We start from the raw sequence: 21,076 nt of genomic DNA on the forward strand, positions 1-21,076 counted from the left end.
TCACTCCGTATTCGATACTTTTTCTGCTTTCCAAAAATAATCACTAAAAACATCTGCGAGCGCTTCAGCTGTGCGATAGTTTTCTTCCATCGTATTATCGACACCACCGACTTCAATTAAAATTGAACGGTCTGATAAATCTTGGTTATAGATTCCGTTGCCTTGAGAACGGTCTTTTGTAATAATTCCTCTGCTTAAGCCTGGGAACTTTTTATCTAACATTTCATTTAATTCATTGACAAATTTTAAGTTTGCTTCATAGTTTTTATGCGCTTTTCCGATGACAAAAAAGACTCTTGCATACTTCTGCCCGTTAATCGTTACCGTCGTTTTATCTCGACGCTGTGCATCTCGGTGCAAATCAAATATATATGTTATGTTTTTATCGCTTGCCATCGCCGACTGAACAATTTCACGTGAAACTTGATAGGAACTCCCATAGTTAAGCCCTTTTTCTTTTAATTTATTAACCATGTTCGTCTCATCAACAGTTGCTCCAATTCCTCGTTTCTCTAGCTCCTCTGCCAATTTTTTACCGACTAACGTGATGTTCACTTCATGATGGTGTGCATGATTTGGATTCGTTACGCCTTCTAAATGGGGCAAAAATGATTCCGAGCTATGCGAATGATAGATGAACGCAACTTTTTTATCCCCTGTCGTTTGAGTTGGTGGCTTTACATGACGATCCTCAAGCTGTTCAATTTCTTCAAGCGAAGCCTTTCTCTCTTCTAACAAAACTTCCATCGGCGGTGACGATTCAATCGGTAAGCTCGTATAATCCGTTCCTTCACCTGCCACGTAAATTTCCGCATCATATAAGGCGAAGCCAGGTAACTCTCTTCCAAGAAGACTGCGAATATCACCCGGCCTAATACTCGTTGCAAATTCAAAAGCGACAGATGAAAAACTCGGCGGTTGGCTTTCTACTGGAAGAATTGACGTAAAATAACGATTTTCCATCCCAATGACATACATTAATGATTCACTCGTAAAGTTCGTTAACCAATTATGGATAGTGGAAGACGCAAATCGGTGCTTCATCTCATAAGAAGTAAGAAATGCAACGGTAATAAAAACAATAAGTAAACCGATAAAACCAGATGATGCAAGTTTTTTGATGTTTGTTTGATGGCTAGAAAATATAGGCTCTGAAGGTTTGTCCAACGTTCCCATCCTTTCACACACTAAGCTTGTCTATACCTTAATGTATGAAAGATAGTGTAACGTTAGAACATACATTTATTTTGTATAAAGTCCACTATTCGCTTGGTTCACCTGTTCATGTAAAGCAGCATTTAATCCGGCCGCGATCACATTTGCCATATCTTCAATAAATACATCGATTTCTTTCGGGGTTACCATTAGATTGTGACCGAGTGGTGCTAACACTTCATGAATCAGTTGTCTTTTCTCATTCTCATCAAGCTTACCGACAATTCCCATAAACATTTCACGACTTTTTTCATCAGGCAAATCTTCATCAGTTAACATTTTTCGTTCACCAAATGTCATGCCCGCTGGTGTTAACGCTCTTGACGGCTTCTTTCCTTCTTTTAATTCTTTACCAAAATGCTTCAAAATGTAGTCAATGCTGTCACTTGCAATCGTTACCGCATCAATAACAGTTGGAATTCCAATTGCAATGACAGGTATTCCTAGTGTTTCATAACTTAATTCTTTTCGTTTATTTCCGACACCCGAACCAGGATGAATGCCGGTATCCGATATTTGAATCGTTGTATTGATTCGATTAATTGCACGTGATGCTAATGCGTCGATCGCGATAACAAAGTCCGGTTTTGATTTTGCAATCACTCCATCAATGATGTCGCTCGTTTCAATCCCTGTTAAACCCATAACTCCTGGTGAAATGGCACTTACTGGACGGTACCCATTTTTAACACTTTCAGGTACTAATTCGAATAAGTGCTTCGTAATTAATAAATCTCCAATGACAGCGGGTCCGAGTGAATCAGGAGTGACATTCCAATTTCCTAACCCAACAATAAGACAGCTATCATCGCGTTTAATGTTTAAGCCTTTTAAAAAGTGAGCAAACTCCTCAGAAAAAACATCTTGGACATGTTCTTGAATATCCGTATCTTGTTTACGGATTCCTTGTGTTTCTAATGTTAAGTAACGTCCGGCTTTTTTGCCAATTTTTTTTTCACCTTCTTTAGAAATCGTAACCGTCGTCAATTTTACTCCCCGTTTATTTTTTTCTTCAACAACAACTCCCGGTACTTCGCTTGCTTTTCTATCGTTTTCCTTCTCGACGACCATTTCATGAGCTTCTAGTGCAAGGTCTGTACGAACGGTGTATTGATTCAAATCAATTTTTTTCCCTTCCATCGTATATCACTCTTTCTTTTTAACATTGCATTTGTATTCTCACCGAATATCGCTATTTTCATTCCACCGTAGTGATTGCAATTGAGAAATAGATTTGATAAAATACACTTGTTCTAACAGGAGGAATTCATGAACCTCCACGTTCGAATATTACGCTTTAGGAGGTGACGTGAATGCCAAACATCCAATCAGCGATTAAAAGAACACGACAAATTGAAAAACGCCGTGCCCATAACACTGCTATTAAGTCAGCAATGCGCACAGCGATGAAGTCTGTTGAACAAAAACTTGACAACAATGATGTGGAAGGTGCGAAAGAAGCTTTTTCATTTGCAACAAAAAAGCTTGATAAAGCAGCAAACAAAAATATTATTCATAAAAACACAGCTGCTCGCCATAAACGACGACTTGCACAAAAAATTAACGCAGCTAGCAACGAGTAAGTGACCGAACAGAGGTCACTTTTTAATTTTCTCAAAATAAAAAACCCTTGGCGGATTACGCGCAAGGAGGTTTATTTGCGTTGTGGATCACTCTTTTTATTTACAACTTTCGTAAGTACAAGCTCCAGTAGCAATTTTTTATCAAATTTTCCAGTTTTCATTAAATAATCTGCTTCAGTAAGCTCTTGAATCATATTAAAACACTCTTCGGCACATAACTGTCTGCTTTGTCGCACTGCTTGCTGCACAGCAAAGGGATGTAATTTTAAAAAAGACGCCATTTGTTTTTGAGAATAGCCTCTTTTGCCTAATTCGATCACTTGTGAAATGATTCGAAATTGTCTTGCTAACAAAGCCACGATTTTAATCGGTTCTTCTTTATGCTCAAATAAATCATAAAGTGCTTGGAAGGCTTTGTCGATCCGTTTATAAACAACGTGATCAACTAAGACAAACACATTATTTTCCAACGAACGAGAAACGAGCAAATTGACCGTTTCAACAGTAACTTGATCGTCTGATTGAACATATAAAGCGAGCTTATCTAACTCACTTTTTAGTTTTCCTAAATCATTTCCAACTAACAATGTTAGCTGATGAATCGCATCTTCGGTAATCGCGATATGTAGCTTTTCACATTCTTCACTGATCCAATCATTCATTTTGTTATCGTGCAATGGGGATGTTTGAAACACTTTCGCTGTACGTTTTAACAGTTTTACAATCTTTTTCCGTTCATCTAATTTATCATAAGGGGCTTCAAAAATAACAATTGAATATGGAGAAGGGTTATTTAAATATTGTTCAAGCTTTTTTACGTTATGTTCAATTAAAGACGGAAATTTCTTTCCAGCAGTTAAAAAGGTTGGATTTTTTAAAATCACGACTCGCTTATCAGCTAGAAATGGGATCGTTTCCGCATCTTCAAGTGCATATTCAATCGGAATTTCATTCATATCATAAACAGCAATATCAAATTCAGCCGATTGTTTATTCAATGTTGATTTCATCAATTTTTCTCGTGCTTCTTCGATTAAAAACCGTTCACTTCCATATAATAAATATACCGACATGTCGACCACCCTATTTAAGGGTATCGGTTATTTTCAAAATTGACAAGCATAATATAGTTGCATACAAATTCTGTAACGAAACAAGAGAAAAGGAGGATTATTAGTATAACCCTCCATTTATGTGAACGTCTAAACTAAAGGCCGCGGTCACTTTAGTTCAAACGATATTTTATCCTTCTTACGTAGCTGCATTTGTTATCCTATCCTATGCTTGCACTTCCTATCGGTGAAAACAGTTAACAAAATTGGTAAGTTCAGTGCTTTTTAGGTAAAATACTTAATGATTTAGAAAAAAGTCACAAATGATGGAAACAAAGCTAGATTTTTTCTCTCAATTCGCTTATACTAAACATGATTAAAGGAGGCTGGCTTAATGAATGAATTCGAAAAAGAAGTTCAAAGTAAAAATAATGATGTCGTTGATTCAGGTATCGGCTTTATCGTTTCTTTCGTCTTTTTCAGCCTAATTTTCTTTATTGGTGTCATTATGAAAGCTGTAGGCTAAACCAATACATAGAGCCAAAAAAGACTGCCCATTAAAGCAGTCTTTTTATTTTTTAAGGAAATAACCATTCTGATTAGAAAATTGAAATTGAATCGCCCCATGCTCATCAGTCCGTAATATGCTTATCTCCCTTTCATTTAGACGCGAAACGACGTCATCATGCGGATGTCCGTAAGAGTTGTTGCGACCGACCGAAATTAAAGCTACTTTCGGTTTTACCGATTCGACCAATGCTTCACTCGTCGAAGTTTGACTGCCGTGATGACCGACTTTTAACACGTCCGCTTGAAGATTCGGATAGTTGCGAAGCAAGTTCATCTCACTATGATGTTCAGCATCTCCCATAAATAACCACGTTGTGTTACCTAATTGTGTATACATAATTATAGACCGATCATTTTTACTTGCTTCCTCTCCAGTCGGTCCTAAAATATGAAACGAATACGTTCCTTCACGCCATGACATCCCTTTTTGAACAAACGACAACTTCACCTTTTTTTCATATGCAGTCGTTAACAATCTCTTTTCATTGTCTTCAAATTGATTGCTTTTACCATAGACCAATTCCTTCACTTTCACATGATCTAAAATTGCATTTGTACCACCGATATGGTCTTCATCCCCATGCGTTAAAATCAATTTATCTATTGTGCGGATCCCTTCTGCTTTTAATACGGGAACGATGACATCTTCTCCGACGTCAAACCGACTCCTCCGTTCTTGCCATTCCTCTTCAACACCAAAAAATAGCGTTCCGCCTGTGTCGATTAAATAAACGGCTTTACGAAACGGGAGCTCAATGAGAATGCTATCCCCTTGTCCAACGTTAATCATCGTCACTTTTCCGAATGGGTTAACATACGGGTAACTAAAGTGCATCACAATGAGTAAAATAAACGGGATGCTATATTTAAATGACGAACGATTAAACGTTTCTTGCCCTTCAAGTCGAATAAACAAATAAAAGATCGCTACATAATAAAAGACGATAAACAATGGTACTGTTTGTCCTAATGTAATCGACGCGAGCGGTAAATTTTCAATGAACGTCAGAATTGCATGAATAAACGTGATGATTATTTCATGAAGGCTGATGAGAGGTTTTGCTAACGGTGATAAAATGAGCTCAATCAAAAAGCTTAAAAATGTCAACGGTAGGACTATCATCGAAAACAAAGGAACAAAAAGAATATTAACGAGTACACTCAAAATCGAGATGTGATGGAAATGAAACAAAATAAGTGGAATCGAAATAAGTTGAGCAATCACTGAAATAGCAATTAGCCGTGACACCGATCCATTAAAAAACGTTGTAATGAGCGTTGTAGAAACGATTAGGCCGAAGCTAATTAAAAATGAAAGCTGAAAACCAACATGATACAGCAGATTTGGATTATAAAACGTTAACAGAAGAAATGCGAACGAAATGCTTTCGAGCGGATGGAGTTTCTTTCGAAAAAGCATCCCGACAATGATGGCTGCCGCCATGATTGCTGCTCGCATAACGGACGGGGCAGCACCTGTGAACAGTACATAAAAAGGCAGAAATAATAACAGCATTGCGTTTACCTTTTCCCTCACTAACCCTATCCTTAACAATATCCAATAAAGAAACGCTAAAATGACTCCGACGTGCAACCCTGAAACGACAAGTACGTGGATTAAACCGAGAGTTTGATACGCATCGATAACCTCCGTTTCGATCGCACTTCGTTCACCGAATAATAACGCTTGAGCGATTCCTGCAGAACTCTTGAAAAACCGCACTTGAATACGTTCAAGTCCTTTTTGACGATACTGCTTGATTCGATCGATAACCGTTAGCGAGTCGTTTTTACAATGTTGGAGTGTATGTAACGATAGGATCCAATGGATACCTTGCTGTTTTAAAAATCGTTTATAATCCAAACTACCTGGATTGTTCTGATTGTGTGGCGTGTCAAGTTTTCCTGAAAATGAACATACCATCCCGACTTGAAGTTGTTCAAATTCGCGCTTTTCATCTGCAGTTTTCAACCGGTAGTTTGTTTTTATCACTTCATTGGATGGCAATTTCACTTGAAATGTTACATCATTCCCATCAATATGTGGAATATCAATAATTTTTCCTGAAAATGTTCGTTCATTGCCGGTTAAGTTGGAAACATTCATCTGTTCATGTATAAAAGTGCGGAGACCAAAAATAACGATGATGGCACATAAAATAAGAAGCATTCGTTTATTCTTCGTGCGAATGACGATAAACACGAGCAGGAGAAGAAAAAAAAGAGAGAAGAATGGCTGATTGATCAATAACAGACCAATCAAGCCACTTAATGCAAAATGAAAACCGCGCATTTTACAATTTACACCGAGTCATTAAAAAGTGAAGTTGCTTTGTCATAATAATTTTTAACTTCTTTTTCATCCACTCCCGCATCCGATAAACGTTGTAGCAAGGTTCGTATAAATTGCAACTTCTCTTTTCCTTTCGTCTCAATCAGTGTTTCATCTAACTCGATTTTTTCAACGTGAACATTTGCATGTTCAAACAGCTCTTCAGCGTATGGGTGATTACGATATTCATTTGCATAAAATACTTTTTTAATTCCGCTTTGAATGATTGCTTTACAACATTGCAAACACGGAAAATGCGTAACGTAAATTTCTGCATCTTCTGTAGCAACACCGAACTTCGCACATTGCAAAATCGCATTCATTTCCGCATGAATCGTTCTTACACAATGCCCGTCAATGACATAGCAACCTTCATCAATACAATGAACACTACCAGATACAGAGCCATTATACCCTCCAGCGATAATTCGATTATCGCGGATAATGGTCGCCCCAACTGCGAGACGATCGCACGTACTTCGTAATGCTAATAAATGACTTTGCGCCATAAAATATTGATGCCATGATATTCGTTCCATCTTCATTCCCCCATGTACAAGTCTTTCATAACTATTACGTACTTTTTCCTACTCGTCAATACGTTAATCAATGACGATTTCATCTTTCATATTTTCCAACGTTTTTTCACCGATACCAGAAACTTGAAGCAAGTCTTCGACCGTTTTAAATGGACCATGTTCATCACGATAAGCAATGATCGCTGACGCTTTAGAAGGACCGATTCCTTGAAGTTTTTGCAAGTCTTCAGCAGTGGCAGAATTAATTCGGACTTTCCCATCTTCGTTCCCGTTCATTGTTACACTTTGCATTACTGGTTGTGTTAATTCCTCTCCTTCTTTTGCGACATAGATGACCATTTCATCTTTTAACAATCCGGCTAAATTGATTTGATTTTCTTCAGCGTCGGGCAATAGACCACCCGCTCTCTCAATAGCATCGATTACTCGTTCTCCTTCATTCATTGAGTAAACTCCAGGCTGTTTGACCGCTCCTTTAATATCAATCACGATTTCATTTGAATGTTCTTCTTCAAGAGTCTCTACTTGGTTTAGTTCAAACTCATCATCTTGTGAAAACAATATTTCTTGCTCATGACTTTTCTTATCATAAACAAAATAAATGACAATTGCAGAAATGATGATCATTGAAATAATGATAGCAATCAACCATTTTTCACGTTGAGAAAATGACATATTCGCTCACCCTTTCGTAAACTCATTCATATCGTTTTAATAGGCTTCATACAATGGAATGTAAATGTTGTGCCACAGAGGGGTGTTAGTGTGAAAATTGGAATCATCGGGACTGGAAACATGGGGAGTATTCTCATTCAAGCGATGATTGAATCTCAATCTGTTGAACCTCGTAATCTCATCATTACGAATCGCTCGATTGAAAAAGCAAATCGTCTGAAGAAACAATATCCAAACATCCACATCGCGAACGATCCAATCGAAGTAAGTAAAACGTGCCAGTTTATTTTTATTTGCGTTAAACCTTTACAAATTTATCCACTGCTTCAACAGTTAAATGATACACTTGATGAACGAAAAGTAATCGTATCAATCACGAGTCCAATCTCAACAGACGAATTGGAACATGCAACAAACTGTCAAGTCGCACGAATCATTCCGAGTATAACAAATCGAGCACTTAGCGGATGTACGTTAATTTCATATGGAAAGCGAGTAACTGAAGAAAATCGCCGTACACTTTCAAGCATCATGGAGTCATTTTCGAAACCGATTTATATTTCAGAAGAACATACGAGAGTGGCTTCTGATATCGTCAGTTGTGGACCTGCTTTTTTTAGTTACTTATTACAACAATTTATTGACGGGGCTGTACGGCAAACAACGATTTCACGAGAAGTAGCGACAGAATTGACGTGCAACATGCTCATTGGTCTTTGTAGTCTTATCGAGAAAAATTACTATTCATTAGAAACACTTCAGGAAAAAGTAACCGTCAAGGGAGGGATAACCGGTATTGGAATTGATGTGTTAGAAAAACACGTCGGAGATATGTTTGATCAATTGTTTATTGAAACCCATCGTAAATATGCCGAAGACCGTAACGAAATTTCAGAACAATTTTTTAATAATGTGTAAAACGGTGTTCACCAGAACAATTTAACGTTAACGTGCACAGCCTGTGCACGTCCGCTATGCTCGAGTCTACTTATTGACTGATTCTGCGCATTTTTGAAAACGAAAAAATCAAAGCATTGGGGGAAATCCCCAATGCTATTTTATTTCGTCATCTATTGTCAAAACCCTTTAATTTTTTCGTGCTGCAAAAAAGATTCGTTTACTCGTTTCCGTCGGCACAGTACATTGAAAATCTGCAAAAATATCGAGAAGAGTAAAACCTGTCTTGGAAAGCATTTGTTCATAAGTATGACTCGAAAACGTCTTTTGAACGTGCAATTCATCGAAACGTTCGTACAAGCTGTCTTCGCGCTTCACAAAAAAAGTAAGCTCATGTTCCACGTAATTGTTTGAATCGACGTAACAGTCCCAAATGTACGAAATACTGTCACTCTCGTATGCGAATGTTTGATCTTTAAAAATGGAATGTACTTTATAAAGAGAATGGACATCAAATAACAGCAAACCATCGCTCGTTAAATGGTCATATACACGTTCAAATGTTGCGATGACATCCGCTTCACTTGTAAGATAATTTAATGAGTCACAAAAAATGAGAACAATATCGAATTGTTCGCCTACATCGAGTTCAGTCATATTCTGTTCAAAAAATCGAGCATGTTTCGCTTTTTCCCGTGCAATCGCAAGCATTTCAGCTGATACGTCCACTCCTGTCATTTCAAAGTGCGCTTGAGACAACAAAGCCGTTAACGTACCCGTACCACAACCTAACTCAAGAACTTTTTTTCTGGAGACGTTATAACGGTGACAGCTTTGCTGAACGAAATCGACCCATTTATCGTAAGGAGCATTTGCCATCAATTCATCATAAATCAAAGCAAAATGCCTATACATCATTGCAAATGCTCTTTTTCAACTTTTAACCGCGGTACATCGCCCCAAAGCTTTTCTAAATTGTAATATTCTCGGTCTTGTTTATGAAAAACGTGAACGACTACTTGACCAAGATCGAGAAGGACCCAACGTGCTTCATGAAACCCTTCCATTCGTTTCACATCGATCCGTTCATTTACGGCTACTTCTTTAAGTTCACTAGCAATCGCTTGTACTTGCTTTTCAGAATTTCCGTGGCAAATTAAAAAGTAATCCGCAATTAGTGATACACCCTGCATATCTAATACGACAATATTTTCAGCACGTTTATCGTCCGCAACTTTTGCGATTTGATAAACAAGTGTTTTCCCATCCATTAATTAACCTCCTGATTAAGATTTCTTTGCAAATCATTATAGGTTTCGATCGTTTTCGGATAAATGAGTTCGTTTTTATTAAGCAAAAATTGGATCGTATTTTGAATAGAGACAATGAGCGCTTTATTTAACTCTAATTTCGCTAGCTCTCTCACGTCATCAACCCCTGGGAATGAGCGATTCGGTTCAATGTAATCCGCTAACATAATCACTTTTTCAAGCGTAGTCATTCTTGCTCTTCCTGTCGTATGGCTTCGAATGGCTCGAAGGATGTCTTCATCCGTAATCCCGATTTCTTTTTTGACTAAAATCGCACCGACTGGAGCGTGCCATAGTTCACTGCTATACATAAGCAAATCTTTAGGCAAGTCTTCTTCATTGATAATATCGATCATTTCTTGTTTCGGACGATATTTTGCATAATCATGAAAGATACCAGCGATTTCTGCTTTTTTCTCATCAGCTCCATATTGTTTAGCCAATGTAATTGCCGTATCTGTTACTCCAATCGTATGAATATACCTTTTTTCAGGTAAGTGCTTCTTAATAATTTGGAGAGCTTCTTGTCGATTCATACAAATGATTCTCCTTAATATATTGTCGAACATTGTCAGGTAAATAATATCGTGTGCTCTGTTTATTTTGAAAACGTTGTCGTAGAAATGTGGACGAAATATCAATTAATGGCGCTTCAACGGTTTCAATCACATGTGCATATTTAGATTTGAATGAAAAACCAGGACGATCCACACCGATAAATGTAGTCATCTTTATAAGCTCATCAATCTTTTTCCAATTTGGCAAATCTTGCACCATATCAGTACCAATAATAAAGTAGAACAAAACATCAGGATATTTCACTTTTAAACTCTTTATCGTATCATACGTATAAGACGGGCCTTTTCGTTCAATTTCAATCGTTGACAATCGAAAAGACGGATGTGATTCGATCGCAAGCTTAACCATATTCACACGATGTTCAAGCTTTGTCACGTTCATTTTTTGTTTGTGAGGTGGAACATAAGCAGGAATAAACCAGATTTCATTTAATTGACATTGTGTTAACACTTCATTCGCAATAATTAAATGACCGTTATGTGGCGGATCAAACGTGCCACCAAGTAAACCAATTTTTTTCATGATCACTCACGTCGGAAGTTCAATTTGTTTATTTTCTATTGATTCTTTATACAACACAATGGTATTTCCAATAATTTGTACGATAGTTGCTTTTGTTCCTTCCCCAATTAATGTAGCGACTGTACTTTTATCATCTTCGCAATTTTGTAGGATGCTCACTTTAATGAGTTCGCGCGCTTCTAAAGCTTCATTGATTTGTTTCAACATATTGACATTGACACCGCTTTTGCCAACTTGAAAAATCGGATCAAGATGGTGGGCTTTTGCACGTAAAAAACGTTTTTGCTTCCCTGTTAACATTCGTTCAACCTCCAAGTTCGTTCAAAACTGTTTTCGTCATACGTTCAAGGTTCGGAGAGATACCTGTCCATTTCTCAAATGCTAACGCTCCTTGATGCACGAACATTCCAACTCCGTTATCTATGAGCGCTCCTCTTTCTTTCGCTTGTTTTAAAAACAATGTCGTTAACGGATTATAAATTAAATCAGATACGATCGTTCCGCGTTTTAAATTATGAACTTGGAGCGGACTGTCTGTTACATGCGGTGACATTCCAACCGATGTCGTGTTAATGACGATATCATATTCAGACAAGTGTTCTTCTGCATCGTGTATACTTATTGCACTCCCAGCAACAAATTGGTTCGCATGTTTAACAAGTTGCTCAGCTTTGCTAATCGTTCGATTAGCAATATCAATTTTCTGAACACCGTGTCGCGCAATCGCAATAACAATCGCACGCGCGGCTCCTCCGGCACCAACAACTAATACTTTTTTTGTCGCTAACGGCGCTTTTGAAAGAAAGAGCAATGAACGAAGGTAGCCTTCACCATCCGTATTCGAACCAATGAGTCTCCCATTTTCATTTTTTATCGTATTCACTGCGCCAATGAGGCGAGCCTCTTCATCGATTTCATCCAAATAATCGATAACAGCTACTTTATGCGGAATTGTAACATTTATACCTTTTATATGTAATGCCCGAATCCCTTCTATTGCTTGTTCTAACTGACTCGGGTGAACGGCAAACGCTGTATAATAAGCGTCCATTTGCAACGCTTGAAATTCTTGATTGTGCATGATGGGTGACATTGACTGTGAAACAGGAAATCCGATAACTCCATAAACTCCCATTTTTACACACCTTTCTAGATTAATGATTTGCGGACAGAAACTCCAACTCCTTTTGGAGCATATGCAGTAATTTGCGCCCGTTTTCCTTCTAGCGTTACCCAACCTAATCCGGAAAACACAACATCTGTTTTTTCTGATTCAATTTTAAAATTATATTTTACAAGTTTTGGAAACCGCTCGCTGTTTTCCTTCATCGGTGGGATGAGCAGTTCACCTTTCTGTATTTCATATAGTTCATCTGCATTCTCTTGTTTTGTACGATGAATGTAGAGCTCGTTTGCAAAATAACAAACATGCGGTCTGCGATCACCACCGCTTATATAATCTAAACGTGCAAGCCCGCCAAAAAATAACGTTTGACCTTCATTTAATTGATACACTTTCGGCTTGATTTCTTTTTTTGGAGTGATCAAATTTAACTCTTTTTTCGTGACAAAATGTGCCATTTGTTCGTGGTTGATCATTCCCGGTGTATCATAAAGTGAACGTTTACCGTCAAGTTGGATGTCAATCAAATCTAACGTCGTACCAGGAAAACGTGATGTCGTTATCACATCTTCACTTTCTCCGCCAAACATTTTGATGATTTGATTAATAAATGTTGATTTTCCTACGTTCGCGCAGCCAATAACGAAAACATCTTTCCCTTTTCTTAACCGTTCCATTTCTGAAGCTAACTTTTTAACACCTATTCCTTTTTCTGCACTGATTAAAAAAACATCTAAAGGTGTTAGTCCAAATTCGCGAGCAGCTGACGCCATCCATTGTGTAAGCCTGTTCTGTTTAACAGACTTTGGCAATAAATCAACTTTGTTCCCGACTAACAAAATGTCATTGTTTCCGACAAACCGTTGAATTCCTGAAATCCAACTTCCGTTAAAATCAAAAATATCGACAATTTTTACGATGAGTGCATCTCGCTCTCCGATCGAATGTAAAATATTTAAAAAATCATCATCTGTTAAAGAAACATCTTGAATCTCATTGTAATGCTTTAAACGAAAACACCGCTGACAAATAATCGTTTCTCGTTGTAGCGCTTGCTTTGGAACATAACCAATTTTCGTCTCATTTTCTGATTGAACAACTATACCACAACCACTACATTTAATTTTCTCATTCATGCTTGTCCTCCCAATATACCATGCCTTTTCTCTTCATTCTCCCTAATAAGAAGCGTTCAATCCTACGATTAAACTTCGTCCAAAATCCGTCAGAATTTGCAACGGGGGTAACTAATATCGTATGTAAGCCGAGCCGATTTCCACCAAATACATCTGTCACGAGTTGATCTCCAACGACTACGACTTCTGACGGGTGTAAATCCATCTCAACTAATGCTCGTTTAAATGATTTACTCATCGGCTTTCTCGCATCGTAAATAAAAGGTAATGATAGCGGATTTGCAAATGTCCCAACTCTTTCTTGATTATTATTTGAAATAATCGTAACGAGCAATCCTTTAGCTTCTACCTTTTTAAACCAATCGATAAGCTCCGGTGTAGCGTTAGGGCGATCCCATTCGATGAGCGTATTATCTAAATCTGTAATGATCCCTTTAATTCCCTTTTCAATTAATTGATTAAGATTAATATCGTATATACTATTAGCATAATCTGACGGCAAAAAATATTTTAACAAATCCTTTCACACCTTTATTATCCATTCTGTCTATACGTTATTCAAAAAATCCAAAGACTCACAGCATGTGAGTCAGTTCAACGTTCCCACAGGACGTCGGTTTTTTTAGGCGCGTATTTAAATTGTAGAAAAGTCCGTTCATTCTGTACAAGTCCACTAATTTTTCATACCGTGCCTTTAAAAACCTGCATATTAATCATCAATCATCTATGCTCATGGCATAGCCTTGCTAATGTCGACGTTGTAACAAGACATTACGTATTTAGTCAACCAAGCCTCTCAATGTCCTATACTTCAAACAATAACCTATTATATCAATATTTCCTAGGAAATTTAACATTAGCTTATTTTAAAAAAGACCATAAATCGTTCGACATTTTCAAACATTATTTTCTGTGGATAAATTTATTCACATTATTAAACAACATTTTACAAGCTTTTTTTCGACTTATACAGTTTTTACCCACAACTTATCGACAGCCTTCTGTGGATAACAGAACGGTTGTTCTTAATTTAGATTCGTGGTATATTTTTACATAAGCTAAACGCTACATTTTGCGAGGAGGAGATAAAATGACAAATTCGTTAGCATTGCTTTCGGACAAGCTGTTAATCGAGTCGTATCTCAAGTCCATCGAATTGCAATTAAATAAAGATTTTATTGCCATTATTCGCGCAGAAATATCAAGACGCGAACTTACCGAAAAAATTGACTCCCCTGTCGCATAAAAGTTTAATCATAATATAAAGCTAGCATCGAGTATGCTAGCTTTACTTGTGTTATGATTCATTATGATGTTTATAAAACTCGTGAAATAACTTCATAAGCGCTCGCTTTTCAATTCGTGAGACGTAACTTCTTGAGATTCCTAAATTTTTAGCAATTTCCCGTTGTGTTAGCTCTTCATTTTCCTCTAGGCCGAATCGTCCGATAATCACTTCCTTTTCTCTTGCATCTAATATATGAATATACTTATATATTTTTTTCTTTTCCATATTCAATTGAATCTTTTCAATAATGTCATCATTCTCGGCTTTTAAAACGTCCATCAACGAAATTTCATTACCTTCTCGATCTTGCCCGATTGGGTCTTGTAAGGAAACATCTTTTTTTGTCTTTTTAAGAGAACGTAAGTACATTAAAATTTCATTTTCAATACATCTTGCCGCATACGTAGCTAGCTTCGTTCCTTTCGCAGGTGAATAACTTTCGATTGCTTTAATTAAACCAATCGTACCGATTGAAATTAAATCTTCATTATCCTCTCCTGTATTCTCAAATTTTTTCACGATGTGGGCGACTAGACGTAAGTTATGTTCAATCAAACGGTTTCTTGCCTCTTGATCACCTTTTTCCATAAGTGCAAGCATCTTTTTCTCTTCTGCACTCGAAAGCGGTTGCGGGAACGCATTGTTTTTGACAAATGATACAAATAGCATCACTTGTTTAAAAAAGAAGGTCAATACTGCCAAAATTCCCAAAAAGCCCACCTCCCATAAGAAGAATTCATTCTTATACTTATGAAATGTTGGGCTTGTGTGTGTCTGTACATTGGAAATTTCGTTATTCGCGTTTTGAGTTTTGAGTTATAAGTGGAAACACAATTTCGAACGCTGTACCTTTTCCAAATTCACTGGAAACGGTTATTATTCCGTTTTGAAGTTCAACAAGTTTTTTAACGATGGATAAACCTAATCCAGTTCCACCGTAATCACGTGAACGAGATTTTTCTACACGGTGAAATCGATCGAAAATATATTGGATTTCATCCTTTGGTATACCGATACCGCTATCAGAAATTAAAATCTTCAACGTGTTATTCGACTGTTTTTCAACAAGAATTGAAATTTTTCCTTTTTCAGTGTACTGAATCGCATTATCAAGTAAATTAATAAAAATTTGTTCGAGTCGCTTTTCATCACCTTCGATTAATAGTTCTTCATTCGGATACGTCTCATTTATTTGCAGTTGTTTTTCTTTCGCTTTTAATTTAACTTTTACGATAACAGAACTGATTAATTGGATAATGTTCACTTTTTGATTGTCCATAGCAAGTTGTTCTTCTTCCGCTTTTGCTAAGTCAAACAAATCATTAATCAGATGTATAAGCCGTTTCGTTTCATCCGAAATTATCGTTAAGTATTGTCGTTTCTCTTCCTCAGATGAATACAGTTCATGTTTCAGTACGTTTGCATATCCTTCTAAATACGTTATCGGCGTCCTCAACTCATGGGAAATTGTTGCGAAAAACTCTTGACGATTACTCCGATACTGGTCTAATTCAAGGGCTAAGTCATTGATCGCTTTCGCTAATTGACCAATTTCATCATTAGAATGTACGTGAACTCTTGTATTCAAATCACCTTTTGAAATTTTACGAGTTGCTTTTTCCATTTCTAGTAGTGGTGCAGAAATTTTGCGTGAAAGCATAAAAATAAACCCTGCTCCGATAATAAAAGCGATCATTCCAGCGAATAATGTTAAACGCTTCACTTGAGAAATCGAATGATCAATCGCATCTAGCGATGACATGACAAAAATTCCACCTTGGAAGGAAGCCTCATTAAAAATGGGCTTACCTGAAACGAGATAACGGTCCGTTGAAGGCAAAAAATGAAATTCTTTATAAATCGGATCACCATTTTGCAATTGCGCTCGTTCTTTCTCATTAATTTTTTCTCCTGTTACAATTCCAGTTATCCCTGAGTCCATGACAATGGTGCCGTCATGGTCGACAATATACACTTCATTATTCGTAAACGTAGCTAGCGTAACAAACATACGTAAAATTTCACTGTCTTCCACTGTTGTCATTGCATTTGCATAACGCGTTGAAAGCTCATCGATCTCCTTTTCAACATCACTATAATACAAGTTTGAATAAATGATGTGAAAGATAAGTCCGAATGGAATTAAAACGATAAGAAAAAGGAGGAGAATGCTTCCCCCCCATTTTAATACGATTCGGTTCAACTTCATTCTCCTCTCTCTACTTTTTCAAACTGATAACCGACTCCCCAAATCGTTTGGATCGGATCATAGGAGAGGTGTTGTTTACGAATTTTTTCACGGATATTTTTTACATGTGTATCGACTGTACGATCATCACGAATATGCTCTGGTCCCCATATACGGTTAAGCAAAATATCACGCGTAAACACTCGATTCGGATGCGAAGCAAGCAAATATAACAATTCGAATTCTTTGGGCGTTAAACGAGCAGGCTTCCCTTTTACAGTAACGACTTTCGCATCAAGATCAAACGTTAAATCTTTAAATAATAATTGTTGATTTTCTTCAACTGTATTCAATGTCGTTCTTCGCAACAAGGCGTTCACACGAGCAATTAATTCCTCTGGAGCAAACGGTTTAGTAACATAATCATCTGCTCCTTCGCTAAGCCCTCGGACGATATCTTCTACATCGGTTCGCGCTGTTAACATTAAGATTGGTATGTTTGATTGTTTACGGATCGTTCTACATACTTCCCAACCATCCATATCTGGCATCATAATATCTAAAATAATGAGGTCGAATCTCTGATTTTCGATGAGTATTAATGCTTCACGTCCATTTTGCGCCTCGACTAACTCTATATGCTCCTGGCGCAAATAAATTTTAATTAAATTCCGCATATTCCATTCATCGTCAACGATTAACAGCCGTGGTTTTTCCAATGTTTTCACACCTTATTATGCGTATGAATGTAACCCTACTAAAATTAAATTAACAACGACGAGGTTAAAAATAATGATGATGAAACCAATCACTGCGAGCCATGCTGATTTCGAACCGTGCCAACCTCGAGAGAGCCGCAAATGTAAGTAGGCAGCGTAAAATAAAAATGTGATTAAAGCCCATACTTCTTTCGGGTCCCAACCCCAGAACCTCGTCCATGCAATTTGTGCCCAGATCATCGCAAATATGAGGCCTCCAAGCGCAAACAACGGAAACCCAATCGCAATCGATCGGAAACCGATTTCATCGACTAAATCTAAATTAATATTTTTAAAGGCTGGCTGAATCGCAGCTCCAATTCTTTTCCGAAATAGGAGTCGAAATAACAAATATAAAACTAATCCACCTATTAGCGACCAAATAACCGTATTTAATTGACTTGAATCAATAATAGCAGGTACGTGAAATAACGGACCAATCTTACTGCCACTTATAATTTCTCCTTGATGAGGTCCTACGATGGCAGGTAGTTCATAAACAACGTTTGCTTCTAATCCATCACGATCAATATACGTGAACGTCGTCTCGTAGTTAGCAACTCTAAAGCTGAATGTTAAAATGATAAAAGCAACGACTGAAACGATCGAATAAAGGACTACTTCAAGCCAAAAAGTTTGCATACTTCTTTCGGTTTGATCAACACTTTTCAGTAAATAGAGCAACCCTGCAACGAAACTAATTGCCAAAACACCTTGGGCAAGAGCGACAGTTGACACGTGTACGACCAACCACTCAGACTGCAACGCTGGAATTAACGGTTGAATATCTCGTGGAAACACGCTCGCATAGGCAATAATTAATGCAGCGAGTGGCATCGCAATGACACCGAGTACATTCAACTTATACATAAAGTGGAGTACGATAAACGCTAATACGATTGCCATACTGAAATACGTTGTATATTCAAAGAGATTACTGTTTGGGATATGTCCACTCGCAATCCATCGCGTTATAAAATATCCGAGTTGAAACAAAAATCCGATGATCGAAATCGTAATTCCTAGTTTACCCCACTTTTTATTTCGTTCTAATTGCTTGTCCGAACTAAATTTTTTCCGCGAAATCGAACCTGCAAATACAAACGTAGCAATTAAATATAAAATAAACGCGACCAACAATAAATTCGAACTTAATTGTTCCATTTTGAACTCCTTCCTTACTACTCTTCCTTATTTTTTTTCTCTACTTTATCAACCGGTTTATCGAGTCCAACATGCTCTGCGATTTGGTCCACTTCATTTTTCAAACCAAACCAACCTTTGTTCGTATGACCGGCAATCCAAATTTCACTGTCCTTTCTGCTAATCCAAATGCGACGATGATGCCAATACATTCCTTGCACAACACCTATCATAAAAATTGCACCGCCAACTACTAATATCCAAAGAGTATAATCTTTTCTTACTGTCAGTATTGTTGAGTTTGTCGTTTCGATTCCACTAAAGCTAACTTTATGTTGTGTCTCTCCAAGAGGCTCTAAATTTTGACGAATCGCTACGAAACTCACTTCCCCTTCAGGTGTTTCTGGTGTTATTATTCTGAAAATAAATGCTGGATTGTTCGGCGCTTTTGATTGCGTTGTCGGTTCACCATTTTCATTGAACTTAAAATCAGGAAAGTAGTCCATCACTTCAATGGAATAGCCTTCACCTAAATCATATTGTTCTTGTGGGTTTAATAAGTCAACTGTGAAGTTTCCAAGCTTTTCACTGTCACTTTTTCGCTCCAAATCAAAACTCATTGCTACAAATTCGTTTAATTTATACGATGATTGATACAATGCAAATCCATCAAACTTCAACGGTTCATTTACACGAATAGGAAACTCTTTCACTTTCGTTAATTTCGGCTCTTGGCCTGGTACTGCGTCTCCAACCCGCTTATAAAGAGTCGCATTTGTTTGGTAATTTTTTACGACCATCCCTTGCTCAGTACCTTCAATTGCTCCTTGAAATTTTTCATCTTCATCATCATCATAAAGTTCAACGATAAATTCGTTGTTCGTCACGTAATATTCACCATCTGTGCCTGGAACAGCCTTCGTCTCTCCATCACGTAACTGTAACAAATCATCAACGAACATTCCTGGAAAGTAACGCAACATCGCACCGATTAGAAAAATGATTAAACCAGTGTGATTAACATAAGCTCCCCATCTTGAAAAACGGTTTTTTTCTGCAAATAGATTCCCATTCTCTTCTCTTACATTGTACCGCTTGTTTTTCAATTCATCTTTAGCTTTCTTTAGAATGCCATCGACATCAGTCGTTTTCGTAACGCCAAAAATTCGTTGTCTTTTTAAAAAACTATCATGACGTATCACTCTTTGGTTTTTCAGCGAACGATATAACGGAATAAACCGATCTAGACTCGCAATAATGATTGACGTAGCGAGCGCAGCTAGTAAGATAATATACCACCATGAGCTATATAAATTGTGAAATCCAAACTTATAATAGAGGTCACCGATAACCCCATACTGTTCTTTATAATAACTTGCTGCCGTTTCACCAGGCGGAATATACATTTCTTGGGGAAATAACGTTCCGATCGCTGAAGCGATAACGAGAATAACAATAATCCAAACCCCGACTTTAACGGACGAAAAGAAGTTCCAAATTTTGTCAATAATCGTACGTTTATACGTTTGTGATCGGCGGGCTGAACCTTCATAGCGCATATTTAACATTTCATTCGATTTTTCTTCTTCGCCAAACGGCTTCCCACACGACTCACAAAGAATGGTGCCATACGGGTTTTTATGACCACATTCACAAATGATGTCCTTCATTTTCTCACCTCAGTCCAATTGTTGCACATATTTAAGTATAACTACAAATTTTGCAGAATATATGAAGTTTGAAAAATAGTGTTTGGTTCAGGTCTGAGGAGTAAAAATTCTTCGAGATAATCTTCCCTCAACATGTGATAAATATGGGATAATTTAACTGTATTTATCAAAGATTGGGGGATTTTAAAATGCTTACTCGAAAAGAAAAACGAAACAGAGAAAAAAATCAAAATTATTTTTTCGACTTACTCAAAATACAGCGTCATTTCTTCAAAGATTTTATAACCAAGCTAAAAAAGGTAAAAGATCCAAGGCACCAAAGCTATATTACGTATGAAACAGAAACAATGTTATATACCGCACTTCTTAAAAACATCATTGGTATCGATACTATGCGAAACATGACTGTGCAATTTAATACGGATGAATGTATTGAGAATGTGAAAACAGCTCTAAGCATAGATGAGCTCGAAGAACTTCCTCATTACGATACAAT

At 37.3% G+C, this 21,076-nt stretch carries 23 protein-coding genes and 1 pseudogene; 5 read left to right on the top strand and 19 right to left on the bottom strand.

What is annotated here, in order from left to right:
- Complete coding sequence (spoIIP, locus tag ABU914_RS12055; protein WP_379669982.1) at nt 1–1,167, bottom strand: stage II sporulation protein P; 1,167 nt, start codon at nt 1,165–1,167, stop codon at nt 1–3.
- 75 nt (nt 1,168–1,242) lie between these two features.
- A complete protein-coding gene (gpr, locus tag ABU914_RS12060; RefSeq protein WP_379669983.1) occupies nt 1,243–2,355 on the bottom strand; it encodes a GPR endopeptidase in 1,113 nt (370 codons plus the stop codon).
- A gap of 173 nt (nt 2,356–2,528) precedes the next feature.
- Between gpr and rpsT the strand changes: the two genes are divergently transcribed.
- Nucleotides 2,529–2,798, top strand: a complete 270-nt coding sequence (gene rpsT / locus ABU914_RS12065; protein ID WP_379669984.1) for a 30S ribosomal protein S20 — start codon at nt 2,529–2,531, stop codon at nt 2,796–2,798.
- Nucleotides 2,799–2,869: 71 nt separating this feature from the next.
- Here rpsT and holA read toward each other — a convergent pair whose 3' ends face one another.
- Nucleotides 2,870–3,871: a DNA polymerase III subunit delta gene (holA, locus tag ABU914_RS12070; RefSeq protein ID WP_379669985.1), complete on the bottom strand. Its 1,002-nt coding sequence runs from the start codon at nt 3,869–3,871 to the stop codon at nt 2,870–2,872.
- Nucleotides 3,872–4,244: 373 nt separating this feature from the next.
- On the opposite strand from holA, the gene ABU914_RS12075 reads away from it, so the two are divergent.
- Nucleotides 4,245–4,376, top strand: coding sequence for a YqzM family protein (locus ABU914_RS12075; protein WP_379669986.1), 132 nt, complete (start codon nt 4,245–4,247; stop codon nt 4,374–4,376).
- Between the two features lie 45 nt (nt 4,377–4,421).
- Here the strand turns inward: ABU914_RS12075 and ABU914_RS12080 are convergent, their stop codons facing one another.
- From ABU914_RS12080 to ABU914_RS12090, 3 genes are all read right to left on the bottom strand, one after another.
- Nucleotides 4,422–6,713: a DNA internalization-related competence protein ComEC/Rec2 gene (locus ABU914_RS12080; RefSeq protein WP_379669987.1), complete on the bottom strand. Its 2,292-nt coding sequence runs from the start codon at nt 6,711–6,713 to the stop codon at nt 4,422–4,424.
- Between the two features lie 8 nt (nt 6,714–6,721).
- Nucleotides 6,722–7,291, bottom strand: a complete 570-nt coding sequence (locus tag ABU914_RS12085) for a ComE operon protein 2 (RefSeq protein ID WP_379669988.1) — start codon at nt 7,289–7,291, stop codon at nt 6,722–6,724.
- Nucleotides 7,292–7,354: 63 nt separating this feature from the next.
- Nucleotides 7,355–7,966: a helix-hairpin-helix domain-containing protein gene (locus tag ABU914_RS12090; RefSeq protein ID WP_379669989.1), complete on the bottom strand. Its 612-nt coding sequence runs from the start codon at nt 7,964–7,966 to the stop codon at nt 7,355–7,357.
- Nucleotides 7,967–8,056: 90 nt separating this feature from the next.
- Here ABU914_RS12090 and comER point away from each other — a divergent pair, with 90 nt between their 5' ends.
- Entirely contained in the window at nt 8,057–8,884 is an 828-nt protein-coding gene (gene comER / locus ABU914_RS12095; RefSeq protein ID WP_379669990.1) for a late competence protein ComER, read from the top strand.
- 168 nt (nt 8,885–9,052) lie between these two features.
- Here comER and ABU914_RS12100 read toward each other — a convergent pair whose 3' ends face one another.
- The 8 genes from ABU914_RS12100 to ABU914_RS12135 are packed head-to-tail and all read right to left on the bottom strand — an operon-like array spanning nt 9,053 to nt 14,050.
- A complete protein-coding gene (locus tag ABU914_RS12100) occupies nt 9,053–9,781 on the bottom strand; it encodes a class I SAM-dependent DNA methyltransferase (RefSeq protein ID WP_379669991.1) in 729 nt (242 codons plus the stop codon).
- A complete protein-coding gene (rsfS, locus tag ABU914_RS12105; protein ID WP_379669992.1) occupies nt 9,778–10,134 on the bottom strand; it encodes a ribosome silencing factor in 357 nt (118 codons plus the stop codon). The genes ABU914_RS12100 and rsfS overlap by 4 nt, the downstream gene beginning before the upstream one ends.
- Nucleotides 10,134–10,709, bottom strand: a complete 576-nt coding sequence (gene yqeK / locus ABU914_RS12110; protein WP_379669993.1) for a bis(5'-nucleosyl)-tetraphosphatase (symmetrical) YqeK — start codon at nt 10,707–10,709, stop codon at nt 10,134–10,136. Before yqeK ends, rsfS begins: the two co-directional genes overlap by 1 nt.
- Entirely contained in the window at nt 10,678–11,274 is a 597-nt protein-coding gene (locus tag ABU914_RS12115) for a nicotinate-nucleotide adenylyltransferase (protein ID WP_379669994.1), read from the bottom strand. The genes yqeK and ABU914_RS12115 overlap by 32 nt, the downstream gene beginning before the upstream one ends.
- 6 nt (nt 11,275–11,280) lie before the next feature.
- A complete protein-coding gene (gene yhbY, locus ABU914_RS12120; RefSeq protein WP_379669995.1) occupies nt 11,281–11,574 on the bottom strand; it encodes a ribosome assembly RNA-binding protein YhbY in 294 nt (97 codons plus the stop codon).
- A gap of 4 nt (nt 11,575–11,578) precedes the next feature.
- Nucleotides 11,579–12,409 (bottom strand): shikimate dehydrogenase, encoded by an 831-nt coding sequence (gene aroE, locus ABU914_RS12125; protein WP_379669996.1) that lies wholly within the window; start codon nt 12,407–12,409, stop codon nt 11,579–11,581.
- 14 nt (nt 12,410–12,423) lie between these two features.
- On the bottom strand, nt 12,424–13,533 hold the full coding sequence (gene yqeH / locus ABU914_RS12130; RefSeq protein WP_379669997.1) for a ribosome biogenesis GTPase YqeH: 1,110 nt from the start codon (nt 13,531–13,533) through the stop codon (nt 12,424–12,426).
- Nucleotides 13,526–14,050 carry a YqeG family HAD IIIA-type phosphatase gene (locus ABU914_RS12135; protein WP_379669998.1) on the bottom strand — a complete coding sequence of 175 codons (525 nt, stop codon included), beginning with the start codon at nt 14,048–14,050 and terminating at the stop codon, nt 13,526–13,528. The genes yqeH and ABU914_RS12135 overlap by 8 nt, the downstream gene beginning before the upstream one ends.
- A gap of 573 nt (nt 14,051–14,623) precedes the next feature.
- Between ABU914_RS12135 and sda the strand changes: the two genes are divergently transcribed.
- The gene (gene sda, locus ABU914_RS12140; RefSeq protein WP_379669999.1) at nt 14,624–14,779 is read left to right on the top strand and encodes a sporulation histidine kinase inhibitor Sda; all 156 of its coding nucleotides are present in this window, start codon (nt 14,624–14,626) and stop codon (nt 14,777–14,779) included.
- Between the two features lie 51 nt (nt 14,780–14,830).
- Here the strand turns inward: sda and sigK are convergent, their stop codons facing one another.
- From sigK to resB, 5 genes are all read right to left on the bottom strand, one after another.
- Nucleotides 14,831–15,532, bottom strand: a complete 702-nt coding sequence (gene sigK, locus ABU914_RS12145; protein ID WP_379670000.1) for an RNA polymerase sporulation sigma factor SigK — start codon at nt 15,530–15,532, stop codon at nt 14,831–14,833.
- A gap of 82 nt (nt 15,533–15,614) precedes the next feature.
- The gene (locus ABU914_RS12150; protein ID WP_379670001.1) at nt 15,615–17,030 is read right to left on the bottom strand and encodes a sensor histidine kinase; all 1,416 of its coding nucleotides are present in this window, start codon (nt 17,028–17,030) and stop codon (nt 15,615–15,617) included.
- The gene (locus ABU914_RS12155; protein ID WP_379670002.1) at nt 17,027–17,737 is read right to left on the bottom strand and encodes a response regulator transcription factor; all 711 of its coding nucleotides are present in this window, start codon (nt 17,735–17,737) and stop codon (nt 17,027–17,029) included. Before ABU914_RS12155 ends, ABU914_RS12150 begins: the two co-directional genes overlap by 4 nt.
- A gap of 6 nt (nt 17,738–17,743) precedes the next feature.
- Nucleotides 17,744–18,931, bottom strand: a complete 1,188-nt coding sequence (gene ccsB / locus ABU914_RS12160) for a c-type cytochrome biogenesis protein CcsB (RefSeq protein ID WP_379670003.1) — start codon at nt 18,929–18,931, stop codon at nt 17,744–17,746.
- A gap of 17 nt (nt 18,932–18,948) precedes the next feature.
- Nucleotides 18,949–20,580, bottom strand: coding sequence for a cytochrome c biogenesis protein ResB (gene resB, locus ABU914_RS12165; protein ID WP_379670004.1), 1,632 nt, complete (start codon nt 20,578–20,580; stop codon nt 18,949–18,951).
- A 188-nt stretch (nt 20,581–20,768) separates the two neighbouring features.
- Between resB and ABU914_RS12170 the strand changes: the two are divergent.
- A pseudogene (locus ABU914_RS12170) lies at nt 20,769–21,076 on the top strand (transposase); the annotation flags it as partial.

Origin of the sequence: Pueribacillus sp. YX66, assembly GCF_041725775.1 — a bacterium.
In the GTDB taxonomy this organism is placed as follows: Bacteria; Bacillota; Bacilli; order Bacillales; family UBA6769; genus Pueribacillus.

Coding starts and splice junctions, on each gene's coding strand:
- yqeK (WP_379669993.1), bottom strand. CDS start 10,709: ATGAATCGACAAGAAGCTCTCCAAATTATTAAGAAGCACTTACCTGAA.
- ABU914_RS12115 (WP_379669994.1), bottom strand. CDS start 11,274: ATGAAAAAAATTGGTTTACTTGGTGGCACGTTTGATCCGCCACATAAC.
- aroE (WP_379669996.1), bottom strand. CDS start 12,409: ATGGGAGTTTATGGAGTTATCGGATTTCCTGTTTCACAGTCAATGTCA.
- ABU914_RS12075 (WP_379669986.1), top strand. CDS start 4,245: ATGAATGAATTCGAAAAAGAAGTTCAAAGTAAAAATAATGATGTCGTT.
- ABU914_RS12090 (WP_379669989.1), bottom strand. CDS start 7,966: ATGTCATTTTCTCAACGTGAAAAATGGTTGATTGCTATCATTATTTCA.
- holA (WP_379669985.1), bottom strand. CDS start 3,871: ATGTCGGTATATTTATTATATGGAAGTGAACGGTTTTTAATCGAAGAA.
- rsfS (WP_379669992.1), bottom strand. CDS start 10,134: ATGGATGGGAAAACACTTGTTTATCAAATCGCAAAAGTTGCGGACGAT.
- rpsT (WP_379669984.1), top strand. CDS start 2,529: ATGCCAAACATCCAATCAGCGATTAAAAGAACACGACAAATTGAAAAA.
- sda (WP_379669999.1), top strand. CDS start 14,624: ATGACAAATTCGTTAGCATTGCTTTCGGACAAGCTGTTAATCGAGTCG.
- yhbY (WP_379669995.1), bottom strand. CDS start 11,574: ATGTTAACAGGGAAGCAAAAACGTTTTTTACGTGCAAAAGCCCACCAT.
- gpr (WP_379669983.1), bottom strand. CDS start 2,355: ATGGAAGGGAAAAAAATTGATTTGAATCAATACACCGTTCGTACAGAC.
- yqeH (WP_379669997.1), bottom strand. CDS start 13,533: ATGAATGAGAAAATTAAATGTAGTGGTTGTGGTATAGTTGTTCAATCA.
- ABU914_RS12150 (WP_379670001.1), bottom strand. CDS start 17,030: ATGAAGTTGAACCGAATCGTATTAAAATGGGGGGGAAGCATTCTCCTC.
- ABU914_RS12080 (WP_379669987.1), bottom strand. CDS start 6,713: ATGCGCGGTTTTCATTTTGCATTAAGTGGCTTGATTGGTCTGTTATTG.
- ABU914_RS12085 (WP_379669988.1), bottom strand. CDS start 7,291: ATGGAACGAATATCATGGCATCAATATTTTATGGCGCAAAGTCATTTA.
- ABU914_RS12100 (WP_379669991.1), bottom strand. CDS start 9,781: ATGATGTATAGGCATTTTGCTTTGATTTATGATGAATTGATGGCAAAT.
- ccsB (WP_379670003.1), bottom strand. CDS start 18,931: ATGGAACAATTAAGTTCGAATTTATTGTTGGTCGCGTTTATTTTATAT.
- resB (WP_379670004.1), bottom strand. CDS start 20,580: ATGAAGGACATCATTTGTGAATGTGGTCATAAAAACCCGTATGGCACC.